An 18,600-nucleotide genomic window follows, 5' to 3' on the forward strand; every position below is an offset into this window, starting at 1 on the left:
CATCGGCGGAGTCGATCCGGCAGACTTGCCGGCAGTAGTTGTGTCACCGACGAATGGGGTTGCTTGTGTACCGGGTATTCGAGGCGCTGGACGAACTCGTCGCGATCGTCGAAGAGGCGCGCGGAGTTCCGATGACAGCCGGCTGCGTCGTTCCGCGCGGAGACACTCTCGAATTGCTGGACGACGTACGTGACGCCATTCCCGGTGAACTCGACGACGCTCAGGACGTGCTCGACCACCGCGACAAATTGGTCGGCGACGCACGCGCCAGCGCCGAGAAGACGGTGACGGTGGCCAACGCAGAGGCCGGTTCGACGGTCGAGAATGCGCGCGAGGATGCCGACCGGATTCTGTCGGACGCCAAAGCGCAGGCCGATCGCATGGTTTCGGAAGCCCGTGCGCACGCCGACCAACTCGTCGCCGATGCCGAGGCGGAAGCGGAGCGGGCGGTCGACGAAGGCCGTCGCGAGTACGAGTCCGTGACCGGCCGGGCGCGCTCCGAAGCCGATCGGATGATCGAATCCGGGAAGGCGACCTACGAGCGTTCGGTGGCCGACGGAACGGCGGAGCAGGAGCGCCTGGTCTCCGAGACCGAGGTGGTGCAGGCAGCGCACGCGGAGTCGGCCAGGGTCATCGATTCCGCGCACGCCGAGTCGGATCGTCTCCGCTCGGATTGTGACGTCTACGTCGACACGAAGCTTGCAGAGTTCGAAGACTTCCTCAGTGGCACGATCCGGTCCGTGGGCCGGGGTCGTCAGCAGTTGCGAACCGGTTCGGGTGTGCCCGACTACGAAGACGACCGCCGCCGCAGGTAGTCGCTCTTTACGTGCCCGAGCTACCGAGTTGAGCCCAGTCGACCGATCGCGTACCGTTGAGTGGTTGCCCAATCAGTACACGTCGAAAGCGATTCTCGTGACTTCCCGTCATCACCGTCCGTCGCATCCCACCAAGGATGCGGATTTTGTGCTGGGCACGTCCACTTTGGGGCGTCGTCCAGGCTCGATGCAGACGGTCGAGCGGGTCGTGTCGGCTCCGAGGCGTATCGGCCTGGATCTCGTCGCGATTCCAGAGGGATCGAACATCGACTTGGACGTGAAGCTCGAAGCGGTCTCCGAAGGTGTCCTGGTGACCGGAACACTGTCTGCGCCTGTCGCGGGTGAATGTTCCCGTTGTCTCGAGCCGTTCACGGACGAACTCGAACTGCGCCTCACCGAACTGTTCGCCTACCCGAACAGTGCCACCGACGAGACCACCGAGGAGGACGAGGTATACCTCGTCGAGGACGAGCACATCGACCTCGAACCCCTCGTGATCGACGCCGTAGGACTGGCGCTTCCGTTGCAGCCCCTCTGTAGTGAGGACTGCCTCGGATTGTGCTCGGAATGTGGCGTTCGCCTGGCGATTGCAGAATCCGGGCATGGGCATGAGATGATTGATCCTCGCTGGGCTGGTCTTGCAGCCAAATTTGGCGTGGATCCAGAACCGAGCACAAATCTTGTGAACACCGAAGCCGAGGAGAAGTAGAAGTGGCTGTCCCCAAGCGCAAAATGTCGCGATCGAACACCAGGTCGCGTCGCAGCCAGTGGAAGACCACTGTGCCCACCCTCGTCACCTGCCCCAACCGCGGTTGCGGCGAGAAGACGCTGCCCCATGTGGCGTGCCCGTCCTGCGGCACGTACAAGGGCCGCCAGGTGACTGCCGCAGTTTAAGTCTTCGGTAGACGTGACGAGCGACAGCACCGCAGTGCACGCCAGCGGCGAGGAGGATCACGATTCCCTCCTCGCCGCTCTCGGCGTGGACATAGAGCCCGAATTACTCATCCTCGCGCTGACGCACCGCTCGTATGCGTACGAGAACGGCGGGTTGCCGACCAATGAGCGGCTCGAGTTTCTCGGCGACTCCGTCCTCGGAGTCGTCGTCACCGAGAACCTCTATCGCGCGCACCCCACCAAGACCGAAGGCGATCTCGCCAAGATCCGCGCAAGCGTGGTCAACATGCATGCGCTGGCGGAGGTGGCCAGGCAACTCGGTGAGGGTGGTCTGGGCTCCCATCTGCTGCTCGGCAAGGGCGAGGAGATGACCGGTGGGCGTGACAAGCCGAGCATCCTCGCCGACGGGATGGAATCCATCCTCGGCGCCATTCATCTGGAGCACGGGATCGAGACGGCTCGACGAGTCGTTCTCGACCTCTTTGCCGATCTCCTGGATCGCGCGCCGCGTCTGGGCGCCGGCCTCGACTGGAAGACCAGTTTGCAGGAGCTCACCGCCGAACGTGGAGCCGGCGTGCCGGTCTACGAGATCGCGGCAACCGGACCGGACCACGACAAGGAATTCACCGCGACCGTTCTGGTCGGCGGAGACGCACTCGGTGTCGGGGTCGGCCGTTCGAAGAAGGAAGCCGAACAGAAGGCAGCCGCCACAGCGTGGAACGCGCTGTCCGATGCCGGGGACGGCGACGCTCCGGTCCTCGGTGCCTGAACTTCCCGAAGTCGAGGTCGTCCGCCGTGGCCTCGAGAAATTCGTGGTCGGATCCACCGTCGACTCGGTGGAGTTTCTCCACCCCCGATCCATTCGCCGGCACGTGCTCGGCGGCGCAGACCTCGCCGGGCAGATCGTGGGCCATCGCATCGTGTCCGCGGATCGTCGTGGGAAGTACCTGTGGTTGGTTCTCGACCCAGGAACCGTTGCGATAGTCGTCCACCTCGGGATGAGCGGGCAGATGCTCGTCCAGCCGGCGGATGCACCCGACGAGAAGCACCTGCGTATTCGTGCCCGACTGTCCGACGGCAACGACCTCCGATTCGTCGATCAGAGGACCTTCGGCGGGTGGGCAATGGCTGAATTGGTCGAAGTCGACGGCACCGCCGTTCCCGACTCCGTGGCCCACATCGCGCGCGACCCGATGGATCCCCGCTTCGACGTCGAGACCGTGGTGAAGACGCTGCGCGGCAAGCACACCGAGATCAAGCGCGCGCTGCTCGACCAGACCGTGGTGTCCGGGGTGGGGAACATCTACGCCGACGAGGCACTGTGGCGCGCACAGGTCCACGGCAACCGTCTCACCGACAAGCTCACCGGCCCGAAGTCGAGGGAGATCCTCGCGGCGGCGCGGACGGTGATGGACGCGGCTCTCGCCGAGGGTGGCACCTCGTTCGATGCCCTGTACGTCAACGTCAACGGAGAATCGGGCTACTTCGACCGCTCACTGCATGCGTACGGCAGGGAAGGCCAGCCGTGTGATCGATGCGGAGCGCCGATCCGCCGGGAGAAGTTCATGAACCGGTCGTCGTTCAGCTGCCCGGTGTGCCAACCGTCACCTCGCCTCAGGTCGCCCCGCGTTCGAGGATGACCGAGTGGCAGGATTGCCACATGACTGACGATAACGCCGCGCCGTCCACCGAGCTCTGGGTCGAGCGCACGGGAACCCGTCTCTACACAGGTCGCAGTTCGCGCGGCGCCGAGGTCCGTATCGGGTCGGACGGCGTGGAGGGTGTGTTCACCCCGGGCGAGCTCCTCAAGATCGCGCTCGCTGCGTGCAGTGGGATGAGCTCGGACTTTCCTCTGTCGCGCCGGTTGGGCGAGAACTACGACGCCACCATCCGGGTGTCCGGCGCCGCCGATCGGGAGAACGAGGTGTACCCCCAGCTTGACGAGGTCCTCGAACTCGACCTCAGCGAACTGGACGACGAGGCCCAGGCCCGTTTGGTCACGCTGGTGGAGCGGTCGGTCGACAAGGTGTGCACGGTGGGCCGCACATTGAAGGCCGGCACGAACGTGACACTGACGGTGTCCGGGGAGAGCTGATGGATCGGCTCACTGCCTGGGTGCACGGCAGGGTTCAAGGTGTCGGCTTCCGGTGGTGGACGCGGGCGCGGGCGCTCGAGTTGGGTCTCGTCGGATATGCGGCCAACAAGTCGGACGGGCGAGTGCTCGTCGTTGCCGAGGGAGATCACGCGCGACTCGAGACGCTGGTGGATCTGCTGCGCAGCGGCGAGACACCAGGCCAGGTCGATCTCGTTGTGGAAACTTTCGATCCGGCGCGCGGAGACCTGATCGGGTTCGTCGAACGGTGAACCGAAGGTAAACTCGTCGGCCATGCATCTGAAGAGTCTGACGTTGAAGGGATTCAAGTCCTTTGCGTCTGCGACGACTCTGCGATTCGAGCCCGGAATCACGTGTGTCGTCGGCCCAAACGGGTCCGGCAAATCCAACGTGGTCGACGCCCTGACCTGGGTCATGGGTGAGCAGGGCGCGAAAGCTCTACGTGGCGGCAAGATGGAAGACGTCATCTTCGCGGGCACCGCCGGCCGCGCACCGCTCGGCCGCGCGGAAGTGACGCTCACGATCGACAACACCGACGGTGCACTCCCGATCGACTACTCCGAGGTGTCGATCACGCGCCGGATGTTCCGAGACGGCGCGGGCGAGTACGAGATCAACGGCTCGTCGTGCCGGTTGATGGACGTGCAGGAACTGCTCAGCGACTCCGGCATCGGCCGGGAGATGCACGTGATCGTCGGGCAGGGTCGACTCGCCGCGATTCTCGAATCGCGCCCCGAGGATCGGCGCGCGTTCATCGAGGAGGCCGCGGGTGTCCTCAAACACCGCAAACGTAAAGAGAAGGCCGTTCGCAAGCTCGATTCGATGCAGGCCAATCTTGCGCGTCTCACCGACCTGACGACCGAATTGCGACGTCAGCTCAAGCCTCTCGGCCGGCAGGCAGAAGTCGCACGGCGGGCGCAGACGGTCCAGGCGGATCTTCGCGACGCACGGATGCGCCTTGCCGCAGACGATCTGGTCACGCGCCGCTCCGAGCTGGAGAATCAGGCACAGGACGAGAAGGTCGCCCGCGAGCAGTACGACCAGGTGACGGCGGCGCTCGACGACGCGAACCTCGAACTCGGTCGGCACGAGCAGTCCCTTGCCCGCCTGACCCCGGGAGCCGAGGCCGCAGCACAAACGTGGTTCCAGCTGTCGGCTCTGGCCGAGCGCGTCAACTCCACCATTCGCATCGCACGCGAGCGGGCCCGCCATCTCGATGCCGATCCCATCTCGAACCGGGGCGAGGATCCCGACGCGATGGAAGCGCGTGCCGAGCGCATCGCACTCGAAGAAGCCGAGCTGGTCGAAGCGACCGAGATGGCCCGCGCGGCGCTGGACGCGGCCAAAGAGCAGTTGGCGATCAACGACGACGCCGCTGCGGCTGCGGAGCGAGCACACATGGCAGAGGTCCGTGCCATCGCCGACCGGCGGGAAGGACTCGCCAGGCTCTCCGGCAGGGTCGACACGCTGCGCACGCGGGGAGAGTCGGTGGATGCGGAGGTTGCGCGCCTCACCGCTTCGATCGAAGAGGCCCGTGCGCGGGGCGAGCAAGCCCAGGTCGAGTTCGAATCGGTGCAGTCGGAGATCGGTGACCTCGACGCCGGCGAGCTCGGCCTGGACTCCAATCACGAACGAGCCGTCGAAGCGCTGAAGTACGCCAACGAACGAGTGGACGAACTCCAGGACCAGGAACGCGCGGCCAGCCAGCAGGTCGTATCCCTGAAGGCCCGCATCGAAGCGTTGTCGATGGGTCTCGAGCGCAGGGACGGCGGAGCCTGGCTGCTCGAGCACCGTGCGAACGACGGTGTTCTCGGTTCCCTGTCCGATCGGATCACCGTCGAGAAGGGCTACGAGGTTGCTGTGGCCGCCGCGCTCGGGCCGGCGGCGGACGCCGTGATCGCCGAGTCCCTCGATGCCGCGAAGGGTGCTGTCGCGGCACTGAAGGAAGGCGACGGAGGTCGGGCGTCACTGCTGATCGGAAGGGGCAGTGGGCCGAGCACGGATGCCGCGCCGGCGAACTCGCGGTGGGCACGAGATGTCGTCGACGCGCCGGCCGAGTTGCGTTCGGGTCTTGCTGCTCTGCTGTTCGGCGTCGTGGTGGTCGACGATGTGGACCAGGCCGTGGCGGTAACGACCGCCGACCCGAGTCTGCACGCGGTGACGAAGGGTGGAGATCTCCTCGGTGCCGGGTGGATGACCGGAGGTTCCGATCGGCAGCCGAGCACGATCGAGGTGCAGGCGGCGATCGACGACTCCGCCAAGGACCTGGCACACGCCGAACGCAGAGCCGAGGAACTGTCCGCAGCGCTGTCCGGCGCCCGCGAAGAGCAGGCTGCGAGGCAGGAGAGCGCGGAGCAGTCGTTGGCGGCGCTCAACGAGTCGGATGCCGCGATGTCGGCGATCTACGAGCAGCTCGGACGTCTGGGTCAGGTGGCTCGCGCCGCACACGCCGAGTCCGACCGGCTCGCTCAGCAACGCGATCGGGCAGAGAGCGGCCGGGGCGATGCTCTGACGGAACTCGCCGAACTCGAGGAACGGTTGCGGCTCGCCGAGCAGGAAGGCGGGGGAGAAGACGACTACGCGGCCTCCGCGAGCACCGGAACCGATCGCGAGATGGCAGCGGCGGCGTTGTCCGAAGCGCGTGCCGTGGAGGTCGACGCCCGGCTGACAGTACGTACGGCGGAGGAACGTTCGGAATCCGTGCGGGGCAAAGCGGATTCGTTGCTGCGGGCTGCTCGCGCGGAACGCGAGACGCGCGCGCGTGCCGAGCGTGCGATGAAGGCGCGGCAGAACGCAGCCGCCGTCGCCGGGGCGGTCGCCGAATCAGGTCAGCGAGTGGCGGACCATCTCGACGAGGTGGTCACCGCAGCCATGTTGCATCGTGACGATCTCGCGCGCCACCGGACCGAGCGCACCGAACAACTCGAACAGGTCAAGGAACGTGTTCGCGCTCTCACAGCACAGATGGCCTCGCTCACCGACGCCGTTCATCGTGACGAGGTGGCGCGGGCGCAGGCTGCCCTGCGGATCGAACAGCTCGAGGAATCGATTCTCGAGCAGCACGGAATCGGCCTGGACGACCTGATCGCCGAGTACGGACCCGACGTGCAACTGCCGCCCTCGGCCCTCGAACTCGAGGAGTACGAGCAGGCCAAGGAGCGCGGCGAGCAGGTCACGAAACCCGCTCCGGTGCCGTACGACCGCGCGACCCAGGAACGTCGTGCCAAGCGCGCGGAGAAGGATCTCGCAACGCTCGGCAAGGTCAACCCGCTCGCCCTCGAAGAGTTCGCGGCGCTCGAGGAACGCTACAACTTCCTCTCCACCCAACTCGAGGACGTGAAGTCGGCGCGCAAGGATCTGCTCGGAGTGGTGGCCGACGTCGACGCACGCATCCTGCAGGTGTTCGCAGAGGCGTATGCCGACGTCGAGCGTGAATTCGTTCAGGTGTTCGCGAAGCTGTTCCCGGGCGGTGAGGGCCGCCTGGTGCTCACCGACCCCTCGGACATGCTCACCACCGGAATCGAGGTGGAGGCCAGGCCACCCGGAAAGAAGGTCAAGCGGCTGTCACTCCTGTCGGGTGGCGAGAAGTCGCTCACCGCAGTGGCGATGCTCGTCGCGATCTTCCGCGCACGCCCGTCTCCGTTCTATGTCATGGACGAGGTCGAAGCCGCACTCGACGACACCAACCTGCGTCGCCTCATCGGCCTGTTCGAGCAACTTCGCGAGAAGTCTCAGCTCATCGTCATCACTCACCAGAAGGCGACGATGGAAGTGGCAGACGCACTGTACGGCGTGAGCATGCGTGGCGACGGAATCACGACCGTCATTTCGCAACGTCTGCGTGGGCAGGACATGGTGACAGCGGACGCTTGACCGGCGGGAGTGTGCGGCACCGGTCGTAGCCTGAAACAATGGCGGCGTGAATACCGGAGCTTGGATTGCCATTGCGGCCGTACTGGCCGTTCTCCTCGTCGTACTCGTCGTCGGCACGGTGCTGTACCGCCGTCGCCGCATCTCGCTCGCTGAGCCGGAGAAGCGTCAGGTCGATGCGGGCGAGAAGGACAAGTCGGGCGGCTATCAGGCCGGCAGCGGCTTCAGTTTCAGTCAGGGCGCCACGGCAACGGCACCTCCTCGCGAGGCGGTTCCGGTCCCGAAGACCCCGGCTCCGGAACCGACACAGCCGGCTGCGGAGACCCCACTCGCGGAGCCGCCCGTTGTCGAGCGGCCTACAGAGTCCCCGGTCGTGGACGACACGGTCGCCGACCGGGTAACCGCCGAACCTGTCACCGCGGAGCCGGCCCCGGTCGAGCCGGAAGTTGCTCCGACCCCCGCTCCTGCGGAACCCGAGCCGCTCCCCGCCGAACCCGAACCCGAATCCGAGGCGACACCCGCACCGGCGCCGGTGCTCGACGAGATCGCGCCGACCGAAGGCCGTCTGGATCGTCTGCGCGGACGCCTCTCTCGTTCTCAGTCCGCCGTCGGCAAGAGCCTGCTCGGCATTCTCGGCGGCGGCGACCTGGACGAGGATTCGTGGGAAGAGGTCGAGGACACGCTGTTGATCGCCGATCTCGGCTCGGCGACGACCGAAAAGATCGTCACGGCGCTACGTGAGCAGATGGCCGCGCGCAGTGTTCGCACCGAATCGGAGGCCCGCGCACTGCTGCGTGAGGTGATGATCGAGGAGTTGAAGCCCGATCTGGACAGGTCGATCCGAGCGCTCCCGCACGACGATCACCCCGCCGTGCTGCTCGTCGTCGGCGTGAACGGCACCGGCAAGACCACTACGACGGGCAAACTGGCCCGGGTGCTCGTGGGCGACGGGCGCCGGGTGCTGCTCGGTGCCGCGGACACCTTCCGTGCGGCAGCGGCCGACCAGCTTCAGACCTGGGCCGAACGAGTCGGCGCCGAGGTGGTGCGCGGCAAGGAGGGTGCGGACCCGGCAGCCATTGCATTCGACTCGGTCGTCAAGGGCACGGAGAACGGTGTCGATGCGGTTCTGATCGACACGGCGGGCCGGCTGCACACCAAGACCGGGCTGATGGACGAGCTGAGCAAGGTCAAGCGCGTCGTGGAGAAGAAGGCGTCCGTCGACGACGTCCTTCTCGTCTTGGACGCGACCATCGGTCAGAACGGGCTCGCGCAAGCCCGAGTCTTCGCGGAGGTCGTCGACATCACGGGCGTGGTGCTCACGAAGCTCGACGGCACCGCCAAGGGCGGCATCGTGTTCCAGGTCCAACACGAGTTGGGCGTGCCGGTGAAGCTGGTCGGTCTCGGTGAGGGTGCGGACGATCTCGCGCCCTTCGAACCCGCGGCATTCGTGGACGCTCTGCTGGGCTGAACGGAGCCTCACAGCTCCGATCGGGCGGCAAAGTGCCTGGCGAAACGTGTACGCAACACAAATAGTGGATGCGTTCACAAGCGTGAAACGGTGGAGTGCCACAGCCGAAACACCGTGAAACCACTCTTCTCCTTACGACGTGCTGTTCCCAGCGCGCGCGACGAGGAGGTAGTAAGTGAGTCCCGACGAAGTGTTGGCAAACTCCGGTAATGCCGCGTGGATGCTGATGGCGGCATCACTGGTGTTGCTGATGACCCCCGGCCTGGCGTTCTTCTACGGCGGGATGTCCCGCTCGAAGTCCGTGCTGAACATGATGATGATGTCGTTCGGTGCGATGGCCGTCATTGCCGTCGTGTACGTGCTGTGGGGCTGGTCGATGTCCTACGGAACGCAGGACATCGGCGGCGTCTTCGCGAATCCGTTCGAGTTCTTCGGTCTGAAGGACAGCATCACGGATGCGGACGGCAACTTCATCGCCGGTGCGTTCGGATACCCGAACGTCATCGACATCGCCTTCCAGGTGACGTTCGCGATCATCACCACGGCACTGATCAGTGGTGCACTCGCGGAACGTGTGAAGTTCGGGACGTGGATGGCGTTCTCGGCCGTCTGGGTCACGGTCGTCTACTTCCCGCTCGCTCACATGGTGTGGGGTGGCGGATTGCTCTCCGGGTCGGAGAGCGGACTGGCCGCGAAGATCTTCGGCACGATCGACGACGGTGAAGGCGGGTTGGTCGCGGCCGTCGAGCCGATCGACTTCGCCGGTGGCACGGTGGTGCACATCAACGCCGGTATCGCGGCCTTCGTCCTCGCCCTGATCGTGGGGAAGCGCGCCGGCTTCGGCAAGACCGCTTTCCGTCCACACAATCTTCCGTTCGTGATGCTCGGCGCTGCCCTCCTGTGGTTCGGGTGGTTCGGATTCAACGCCGGATCGGCCTTCGCCGCTGACGGGGCTGCCGGCCTTGCCTGGGTGAACACGACCGCGGCCACCGCTGCCGCCATCCTCGGCTGGCTGCTGACGGAACGGATTCGTGACGGTCATGCCACCAGCCTCGGTGCCGCCTCGGGTGCCGTGGCGGGCTTGGTCGCGATCACACCGGCCGCGGGATCTCTCAGCCCGGTCGGCTCCCTGGTCCTCGGCGCGGTCGCGGGAATTCTGTCGGCCCTCGCCGTCGGTCTCAAGTTCCGCTTCGGCTACGACGACTCGCTCGACGTCGTCGGCGTCCACCTCGTGTCCGGATTGTGGGGCACGGTAGCCATCGGCCTCCTCGGAACCGAAACCGGTCTGTTCTACGGTGGGGACTACAAGCAGTTGGTCGTTCAGGTGGTGATTGCCGTGGTCGCACTTGTCTTCACCGCAGTTCTGACCGCCGTGATCGCGTTCGCTCTGAAGCCGCTCGGTTGGCGCGTCTCGCCGGAATCGGAGGCCCGCGGAATCGACGAGTCGGAGCACGCAGAGACGGCCTACGACCTTGCCTGATCCGCTGATGGCACCTGTCAACTCGGGCGATGGCCCTACTGTGAATTGCAGAACCCTACTGTGAACCGCAGAACATTGGAAGGAATCGCGAAATGAAGCTGATTACGGCAATTGTCAAGCCGTTCACCCTCGAGGACGTGAAGACCAGCCTCGAGCAGGCTGGCGTGCTCGGCATGACCGTCAGCGAGGTCCAGGGCTACGGTCGGCAGAAGGGGCACACCGAGGTCTACCGCGGTGCGGAGTACTCCGTCGACTTCGTACCCAAGGTTCGGGTAGAGGTCGTGATCGACGATTCGGCTGTGGACCAGGTGGTCGAGGTGATCGTGGAGGCTGCGCGCACCGGCAAGATCGGTGACGGAAAGGTGTGGGTCTCGCCCGTCGAGTCGGTGATCCGGGTCCGCACCGGAGAACGCGGCGCGGATGCACTCTGACCCAGCCGGGTCCGGATCGGTCGGCCCTGATTCTGCTGCTTTGGCGGCGGGGTCGGGGCCGTCCTCGTCAGGGCCTACGAATCTCGCACCGCCCACTGCCGCGGACGATTTGGTGCGGGCCCGCCAGCAGCTTCTGATCGGCGGAGAGAGGGGCGCGTCGCACGGCGGCGGCCGGGCCCGCCGCCTCGACGCACCGGCGCTGCGGAACGCGCTGGTCGAACTGCACGAGTTCTGGTTGACGACCAAGGGCGCTGAGCTCGGAATGTCCCCTGATTGCGGTGTGGCACTGGTCGCTGTCGGTGGGTTGGGCCGCCGCGAGTTGCTGCCGTACTCGGATCTGGATCTCATTCTCCTGCACGACAACGTCGACCCGGACATCGTTGCGGGGATTGCCGATCAGTTCTGGTATCCGCTGTGGGACGCCCACATCAAACTCGATCACAGCGTGCGGACGATTCCGCAGGCTCTGCAAGTCGCAGCCTCCGACATGACGGCGGCACTCGGCATGCTCGAAGCCCGGCACATCGTCGGGGACATCGAGTTGAGCAATCTCTTGATCGGCGGTGTTCGCCGGCAGTGGCGCACCGACATCAGGAACCGATTCGACGAACTGATCGACCAGACCAGGTCACGCTGGGATCGAAGTGGTCAGATCGCGCATCGCGCCGAACCCGATCTGAAGAGCGGCCGCGGGGGCCTGCGGGACGTGCAGTTGCTCGGCGCGCTGGCCGTGGCGCAACTGACCGACGGTATGCCCGGTCTGGATCCCGATTCGCCCGGTGGCGGGCTGACGGTGGCTCACGAGCGGCTGTTGGACGTGCGTACCGAACTGCATCGCGTCGCCGGTCGTGCGCGCGATCAGGTTCTCGCTCAGGATGCGGACGAGATCGGCGCGGCACTACGCCTGGGCGACAGGTTCGACCTCGCGCGGACTCTCAGCGATTCCGCGCGGACGATCGGGTACTCGGTCGACGTCGGAATTCGTACGGCGGCCAATTCGTTGCCGCGGCGCGGACTGTCGATGCTGCGCAGGGTTCCTGTGCGCCGCCCGCTGGACGAAGGTGTCGTCGAGCACGCGGGTGAAGTGGTACTGGCCCGGGACGCCCGCCCGAGTAAGGATCCGGCCCTGATCACGCGGGTCGCCTCGGCGTCGGCCCGGACGGGGATGCCGATCGCTGCGTCGACTCTGAACCGGCTGGCGGACAGTGCACCCGAACTGCGGCAGCCGTGGCCGAAGGAAGCGCTCGACGACCTACTCGTGCTGTTGGGCAGCGGAACTCGGATGATCCCGACGATCGAAGCGCTCGATCGGACGGGATTGTGGGGCCGGTTGCTGCCCGAATGGGGTGCGGTCCGGGATCTGCCACCGCGCGACGCCGTGCACACGTGGACCGTCGATCGCCACCTCGTCGAGACCGCGGCCTACGCGAGTGGACTCACCACCCGGGTCAGCCGCCCGGACCTGCTGGTGCTCGGGGCGCTCCTGCACGACATCGGCAAAGGTCGCGGGGGAGACCACAGCGTGGTCGGCGCGGAACTGGCCGATCAGATCGGACGGCGGATGGGGTTGTGGCCATCCGATCTCGCACTGCTGACCGCAATGGTCCGACACCACCTGCTGCTTCCTGCGACCGCCACCCGTCGTGACCTCGACGACCCGGCGACCGTGCAGAAGGTGGTCGATGCGTTGGGCAGAGACACGGTCCTTCTCGAGCTTCTGCACGCGCTGGCCGAAGCAGATTCGCTCGCCACCGGGCCCGGTGTCTGGGGTGACTGGAAGTCCTCGCTGATCGGGGAACTCGTACGTCGGTGCCGCATGGTGATGGCGGGTGATCGGCTGCCGGCCCCGGACCCACTCGACCCCGAACACGTGGCGCTCGCCACGGCAGGTGGGGTGCACGTCGACCTCACCACCACCGATACCGCGCACACCTACGTCGTGACGGTGATCGCTCCGGACACATCGGGGCTACTCGCCAAGGCCGCGGGAGTGCTGGCGCTCAACTCGCTCCGTGTCTATTCGGCATCGCTGGGAAGCCACGAAGGGTCCGCGATCAATTCGTTCGTCGTGTCGCCCCGGTTCGGGGCGCCTCCGCAGGCCGGGCTGTTGCGGCAGGAATTGATCAGAGCTCTCGCCGGCGATCTCGACGTGACCGTAGCGCTCGAGACCAAGGACGCGGAGGCACGGGAGGCGCGGCAGGAGGAACGACGGGGCGAGCGCGGGGTGCCGACGTTGTGGGCGCAGGCGCCCCCACGCATCATCTGGTTCGATGCGCCGACGCCGGGCGAAGCGGTTCTCGAACTGCGGGCCGAGGACAGGGCCGGACTGCTGTGCCGGTTGGCGTTCGCGCTGGAACGGTGCGGCGCGGATGTGAAATGGGCGCGCGTGAGCACCCTCGGGTCCTCGGTGATCGATGCATTCTGTGTCGGTCGGGACGGTATCGACACCCGTGGGGTGCGGGAGGAACTGGAGGCTGCAGTCCTCGCGGTCGTCCCGCTCACCAAGCCGCCCGGGCCTGCGGCCGGAGAGGGGAGCGAGTCCGGGGGCGAGTGATCGTCGGATTCGAAGCGGCTACGCTGGTACCCGAGAATATCCACGTAGTCGACGCACGCGCGGCGGCACACTCGTACGAACTCAGGAGCGCACTCGGTGTTCGAATCCCTTTCCGACAGATTGACCGGATCTCTCAAGGATCTGCGTGGCAAGGGTCGACTCTCCGGAGCAGACATCGACGCGACGTGCCGCGAGATCCGGCTGGCGCTCCTCGAAGCCGACGTAGCGCTTCCGGTCGTGCGCACCTTCATCGCGAAGATCAAGGAACGTGCGAAGGGCGTCGAGGTCTCGGGCGCGCTCAATCCGGCCCAGCAGGTCGTCAAGATCGTCAACGAGGAACTCGTCGGAATCCTCGGTGGCGAAACCCGTCGCCTCGCGTTCGCGAAGAACCCGCCGACCGTGGTGATGCTCGCCGGTCTCCAGGGTTCCGGTAAGACGACCCTCGCAGGAAAGCTCGCGAAGTGGCTGAAGGACCAGGGCCACACTCCTCTTCTCGTGGCGTGCGACCTCCAGCGCCCCGGCGCGGTCACCCAGCTTCAGATCGTCGGCGAGCGTGCCGGCGCCGCGGTCTTCGCGCCGCATCCCGGAACCTCGATCGGTGGCGGCGACAACCAGTTGGGCGTTACGGCGGCGGATCCGGTCGAGGTGGCCCGCGCCGGCGTCGAGGAAGCCCGCAACAAGCAGTACGACGTGGTCGTGGTGGATACGGCCGGCCGTCTCGGTATCGACTCCGAACTGATGTCGCAGGCAGCGGGTATTCGCGACGCCGTGATGCCGGACGAGACCCTCTTCGTTCTCGACGCGATGATCGGCCAGGACGCCGTCAGCACAGCAGAGGCCTTCCGTGAAGGTGTCGGTTTCACCGGTGTCGTACTCACCAAGCTCGACGGTGACGCCCGCGGTGGTGCCGCACTGAGCGTTCGCGAGATCACCGGCGAGCCCATCCTCTTCGCGTCCACCGGTGAGAAGCTGGAGGACTTCGACGTCTTCCATCCGGACCGCATGGCGAGCCGCATCCTCGGCATGGGTGACGTGCTCAGCCTCATCGAAGCGGCCGAACAGCACTTCGATGCACAGCAGGCCGAGGTCACCGCCGGCAAGATCGGTTCCGGACAGCTCACGCTCGAGGACTTCCTCGAGCAGATGATGGCCGTCCGCAAGATGGGGCCGATCGGAAACCTGCTCGGCATGCTCCCGGGTGCGGGGCAGATGAAGGATCAGCTCGCCAACGTCGACGAGAAGCAACTCGATCGAGTGCAGGCGATCATCCGCGGTATGACACCGGCCGAACGCACCGATCCGAAGATCATCAACGCGTCGCGTCGCCTGCGCATCGCGAACGGTTCCGGCGTCAAGGTGTCCGACGTCAACCAGTTGGTCGACCGGTTCTTCGAGGCCCGCAAGATGATGGCCGCGATGGCCGGCCGCATGGGAATGCCCGGTGCCCGCAAACCTCAGCGCGGCAAGAAGGGGAAGAAGGGCAAGAAGGGCGGCAAGGGTCCGACGCCTCCGAAGATGAAGGGCGGCTTCCCCGGTGGGCTGCCGGGTGGATTCCCGGGCGGGATGCCCGGTGGCGACGGCATGCCGGACCTGTCCAACATGCCGAAAGGCCTCGACGAGTTGCCGCCCGGACTCGAGGGCCTCGACCTGTCTCAGTTCAAGCTCCCCAAGAAGTAGACCGTGAGCGCACTTCATCTGCGTGGCACGCTGCTGCCGGGCGAGCAACAGGTCGACCTGTGGATCGACGGCGACGTCCTCTCGTTCGAGCCGATCGAGGGCGCGGAGACGGTCTGTGAATCGGGCTGGATCCTTCCCGGCCTGGTCGATGCGCACTGCCATGTCGGCATCAAGTTCGGCGGTGGCGGGGGAGAGACACGGGAAGGTCTGCTCGAACAGGCTCTCGCCGAGCGGGACGCGGGTGTGCTGTTGCTGCGTGACGCAGGTTCGCCTGTCGACACGCGATTCATCGACGAGCGCGCCGATCTGCCTCGCATCGTTCGGGCGGGGCAGCACATTGCGGCGCCCAGACGTTACATCCGCGGGCTGCCGGTGGACCTCGAAGACGAGCAGCAATTGCCGGACGAGGTGGTTCGGCAGGCCAGAGCGGGCGACGGCTGGGTCAAGCTGGTCGGTGACTGGATCGATCGCTCGGTAGGCGACCTCACACCGCTGTGGAGCGACGAGATACTGGTGGAAGCCATTGCGGCGGCGCACCGAGAAGGGGCACGAGTCACCGCACACGTGTTCGGCGAGGACGCGCTGCCAGGCTTGATCAACGCGGGAATCGACTGCATCGAGCACGGAACCGGACTGACGGACGCCACCATCGAATCGATGGTGGCGAATGGAACAGCCCTGGTTCCCACGCTCGTGAACATCGCAACCTTCCCCGAGATCGCCGACTCTGCCGGCAAATTTCCGATCTATGCGGCTCACATGCGTGACCTGCATGCGAGGGTGGAGGACACGATCGGGGCGGCCCACGACGCGGGGATACCGATCTATGCGGGTACCGACGCCGGCGGCTCCATCAAGCACGGGCGGATCGCGGACGAGGTGGAGGCGCTCGAAGGTGTGGGCCTTTCGCCCACCGATGCGCTCGGTGCGGCGAGTTGGAATGCTCGTACCTGGCTCGGCCACGACGGAGTGACCGAGGGTGGCCCGGCTGATCTTGTGGTCTATCGCAACGATCCGCGCGGGGACGTCGGCACCCTGCGCGAGCCCGATCTCGTGGTGCTGCGGGGCCAGGTCGTGAAGTCCAGATGACCTCGTTTTCCGTGCGCAGCGTTCGTCTGGCAGAATGAACCGCTGTCGTCGCATCCGGTTACGTACCGCGCGGCGGTCACAGGTTGGAGGCAAAACCGGGCTCGCTATCCTTGCGGGTCGCTGAATTGCACGTGACATGCGCATTTTCGTGTGCGCTGAAGGAGAAGTACAGCAGTGGCTGTCAAGATCAAGCTCACCCGGCTCGGCAAGATCCGGAACCCGCAGTACCGCATCGTCGTCGCCGACTCTCGCACCCGCCGCAACGGCCGTGCGATCGAGACCATCGGCAAGTACCACCCCAAGGAAGAGCCCTCGCTGATCGAGGTCGACTCCGAGCGTGCGCAGTACTGGCTCGGAGTGGGCGCGCTGCCCACCGAGCCCGTCGAGGCCATCCTCAAGGTCACCGGTGACTGGCAGAAGTTCAAGGGCCTGCCGGGCGCCGAGGGCACCCTGAAGAAGGCAGAGGCCAAGCCCACCAAGCTCGAGCTGTTCCAGGCTGCGCTCGCGCAGGCCGAGAACGAGCCCGTCGCCGAGGCCGTCACCCCCAAGAAGAAGAAGGCCAAGGCCGATGACGCCGAGGCTGCTGCCGAGGCTCCGGCAGAAGACGCCGCTGCCGAGAACTCCGAGGCTGCGCAGAAGTGAGTGACGTCGTCGCCGATGCCGTCGAGCATCTCGTCCGAGGCATCGTCGCAAATCCCGACGACGTCCGTGTCGAGTTGATCACCGGACGTCGGGGACGCACCGTCGAGGTTCATGTGAACCCCGACGACCTGGGCAAGGTCATCGGTCGTGGCGGCCGTACCGCCACGGCTCTGCGGACACTGGTCTCCGGTATCGGTGGCCGCGGAATCCGGGTCGACGTCGTCGACACGGATCAGTAGACGGCCCGGCAGTGGAGCTCGTTGTCGGCCGAGTGGCCAAATCGCACGGCATCAAGGGCGAGTTGGTCGTCGAGGTTCGCACCGACGAACCCGAGGATCGATTCGTCGTGGGTGCCGAACTGCACGGCCGCAAGCCGCGCGAGCAGAAGCACGAAACGTACGAGGTGGAAGCCGCCCGGGAACACTCCGGGCGGCTTCTGCTGCGTCTCGTCGGGGTGCAGGATCGCACCGCGGCGGACGCACTTCGGGGGACGCTGTTCGTCATCGACAGCGAGGAACTGGAAACCCCGGACGACCCGGACGAGTTCTACGACCACGAACTCGAAGGTTTGTCGGTTCGTCTGGCCGACGGTTCCGAGGTGGGCACCGTCCTGGAGGTATTGCATTCGGCAGCAGGTGAACTGCTGTCCGTTCGTCCCGTGGGCGAGGACCGGGAGCTGCTGATCCCGTTCGTAGCGGCCATCGTCACGTCGGTATCGATTGCCGACGGCGTGGTCGAGATCGACCCGCCCGAGGGGCTGCTCGACCCCGACTTCGGTGAACCCGCCGACGGCAAGTAGGCGGTGACCTGTGCGTCTCGACGTCGTCACCATTTTTCCCGAGTACCTCGAGCCGCTTCGTGCGGCTTTGCTCGGTAAGGCCATCGACAAGGGTCTGATCTCCGTCGGCGTCCACGATCTGCGCGACTGGACCCACGACGTACACAAGGCCGTAGACGATTCTCCCTACGGCGGGGGTCCGGGCATGGTCATGAAGCCCACCGTGTGGGGCCCGGCACTCGACGACGTACTGAGTGGCCCGGACGCGGACAGTGACCCGATTCTCGTCGTCCCCACTCCGGCCGGAGTTCCCTTCACTCAGGAGACCGCGCACCGTTGGGCCGACGAGAGGCATCTGGTTTTCGCTTGCGGCCGGTACGAAGGTATCGACCAGCGCGTCTTCGACGATGCCGCCCGCCGAGTACGAGTCGAAGAGGTGAGTATCGGCGATTACGTACTCATCGGGGGCGAGGCCGCGGTGCTCGTGATGGCCGAGGCTGTGGTTCGGTTGATGCCCGGTGTGTTGGGGAATCAACAGTCGCACCAAGAGGATTCGTTCTCGGACGGCCTGCTCGAGGGGCCCAGTTACACGCGGCCGGCCAGCTGGCGCGAGCTGGACGTCCCGCCGGTACTGCTGTCCGGGGATCATGCGAAGGTCGCCCAGTGGCGGCGTGAGCAGTCGGTGGTCAGGACCACCGAGCGAAGGCCCGATCTGTTGCCTTGATGCGGCAGCGCCTGATCGCCGAAGTCCCCTTCACCGCTGAAATCTCTGTCTCACGGGGGCGGTAG

The 18,600-nt window shown here is 66.0% G+C and carries 18 protein-coding genes; all 18 read left to right on the forward strand.

All coding sequences use genetic code 11. From position 1 onward, the window contains the following. Window positions 1–65: 65 nt before the first annotated feature. Entirely contained in the window at window positions 66–815 is a 750-nt protein-coding gene (locus ACZI8R_RS09405; protein ID WP_463379667.1) for a DivIVA domain-containing protein, read from the forward strand. 148 nt (window positions 816–963) lie between these two features. Beyond that, window positions 964–1,524, forward strand: coding sequence for a YceD family protein (locus ACZI8R_RS09410; RefSeq protein WP_463379668.1), 561 nt, complete (start codon window positions 964–966; stop codon window positions 1,522–1,524). A gap of 2 nt (window positions 1,525–1,526) precedes the next feature. Beyond that, window positions 1,527–1,709: a 50S ribosomal protein L32 gene (gene rpmF, locus ACZI8R_RS09415; RefSeq protein ID WP_463379336.1), complete on the forward strand. Its 183-nt coding sequence runs from the start codon at window positions 1,527–1,529 to the stop codon at window positions 1,707–1,709. Window positions 1,710–1,722: 13 nt separating this feature from the next. After that, window positions 1,723–2,478 carry a ribonuclease III gene (rnc, locus tag ACZI8R_RS09420; protein ID WP_463379337.1) on the forward strand — a complete coding sequence of 252 codons (756 nt, stop codon included), beginning with the start codon at window positions 1,723–1,725 and terminating at the stop codon, window positions 2,476–2,478. Then, on the forward strand, window positions 2,471–3,349 hold the full coding sequence (mutM, locus tag ACZI8R_RS09425) for a bifunctional DNA-formamidopyrimidine glycosylase/DNA-(apurinic or apyrimidinic site) lyase (RefSeq protein ID WP_463379338.1): 879 nt from the start codon (window positions 2,471–2,473) through the stop codon (window positions 3,347–3,349). Before rnc ends, mutM begins: the two co-directional genes overlap by 8 nt. Window positions 3,350–3,369: 20 nt before the next feature. Then, window positions 3,370–3,804, forward strand: coding sequence for an OsmC family protein (locus ACZI8R_RS09430; protein WP_463379339.1), 435 nt, complete (start codon window positions 3,370–3,372; stop codon window positions 3,802–3,804). Beyond that, window positions 3,804–4,073 carry an acylphosphatase gene (locus ACZI8R_RS09435; protein WP_463379340.1) on the forward strand — a complete coding sequence of 90 codons (270 nt, stop codon included), beginning with the start codon at window positions 3,804–3,806 and terminating at the stop codon, window positions 4,071–4,073. The genes ACZI8R_RS09430 and ACZI8R_RS09435 overlap by 1 nt, the downstream gene beginning before the upstream one ends. 22 nt (window positions 4,074–4,095) lie before the next feature. Then, window positions 4,096–7,695, forward strand: a complete 3,600-nt coding sequence (gene smc / locus ACZI8R_RS09440) for a chromosome segregation protein SMC (RefSeq protein ID WP_463379341.1) — start codon at window positions 4,096–4,098, stop codon at window positions 7,693–7,695. 46 nt (window positions 7,696–7,741) lie between these two features. After that, complete coding sequence (gene ftsY / locus ACZI8R_RS09445; protein ID WP_463379342.1) at window positions 7,742–9,160, forward strand: signal recognition particle-docking protein FtsY; 1,419 nt, start codon at window positions 7,742–7,744, stop codon at window positions 9,158–9,160. A gap of 220 nt (window positions 9,161–9,380) precedes the next feature. Further along, window positions 9,381–10,640 (forward strand): ammonium transporter, encoded by a 1,260-nt coding sequence (locus ACZI8R_RS09450; protein WP_463379669.1) that lies wholly within the window; start codon window positions 9,381–9,383, stop codon window positions 10,638–10,640. A gap of 92 nt (window positions 10,641–10,732) precedes the next feature. After that, on the forward strand, window positions 10,733–11,071 hold the full coding sequence (locus tag ACZI8R_RS09455) for a P-II family nitrogen regulator (protein WP_463379343.1): 339 nt from the start codon (window positions 10,733–10,735) through the stop codon (window positions 11,069–11,071). Continuing rightward, window positions 11,061–13,625, forward strand: coding sequence for a [protein-PII] uridylyltransferase (locus tag ACZI8R_RS09460; RefSeq protein WP_463379344.1), 2,565 nt, complete (start codon window positions 11,061–11,063; stop codon window positions 13,623–13,625). Before ACZI8R_RS09455 ends, ACZI8R_RS09460 begins: the two co-directional genes overlap by 11 nt. A gap of 96 nt (window positions 13,626–13,721) precedes the next feature. Beyond that, on the forward strand, window positions 13,722–15,302 hold the full coding sequence (ffh, locus tag ACZI8R_RS09465; protein ID WP_463379345.1) for a signal recognition particle protein: 1,581 nt from the start codon (window positions 13,722–13,724) through the stop codon (window positions 15,300–15,302). A 3-nt stretch (window positions 15,303–15,305) separates the two neighbouring features. After that, window positions 15,306–16,391: an amidohydrolase family protein gene (locus ACZI8R_RS09470; RefSeq protein ID WP_463379346.1), complete on the forward strand. Its 1,086-nt coding sequence runs from the start codon at window positions 15,306–15,308 to the stop codon at window positions 16,389–16,391. Window positions 16,392–16,565: 174 nt separating this feature from the next. Then, window positions 16,566–17,033: a 30S ribosomal protein S16 gene (rpsP, locus tag ACZI8R_RS09475; protein WP_463379347.1), complete on the forward strand. Its 468-nt coding sequence runs from the start codon at window positions 16,566–16,568 to the stop codon at window positions 17,031–17,033. Next, window positions 17,030–17,272, forward strand: coding sequence for an RNA-binding protein (locus ACZI8R_RS09480; RefSeq protein WP_463379348.1), 243 nt, complete (start codon window positions 17,030–17,032; stop codon window positions 17,270–17,272). Before rpsP ends, ACZI8R_RS09480 begins: the two co-directional genes overlap by 4 nt. An 11-nt stretch (window positions 17,273–17,283) precedes the next feature. Next, window positions 17,284–17,832, forward strand: a complete 549-nt coding sequence (rimM, locus tag ACZI8R_RS09485; protein WP_463379349.1) for a ribosome maturation factor RimM — start codon at window positions 17,284–17,286, stop codon at window positions 17,830–17,832. Between the two features lie 10 nt (window positions 17,833–17,842). Further along, window positions 17,843–18,535 (forward strand): tRNA (guanosine(37)-N1)-methyltransferase TrmD, encoded by a 693-nt coding sequence (trmD, locus tag ACZI8R_RS09490; RefSeq protein WP_463379350.1) that lies wholly within the window; start codon window positions 17,843–17,845, stop codon window positions 18,533–18,535. The last annotated feature ends 65 nt before the right edge of the window (window positions 18,536–18,600 follow it).

The organism is Rhodococcus huquni (assembly GCF_055231055.1).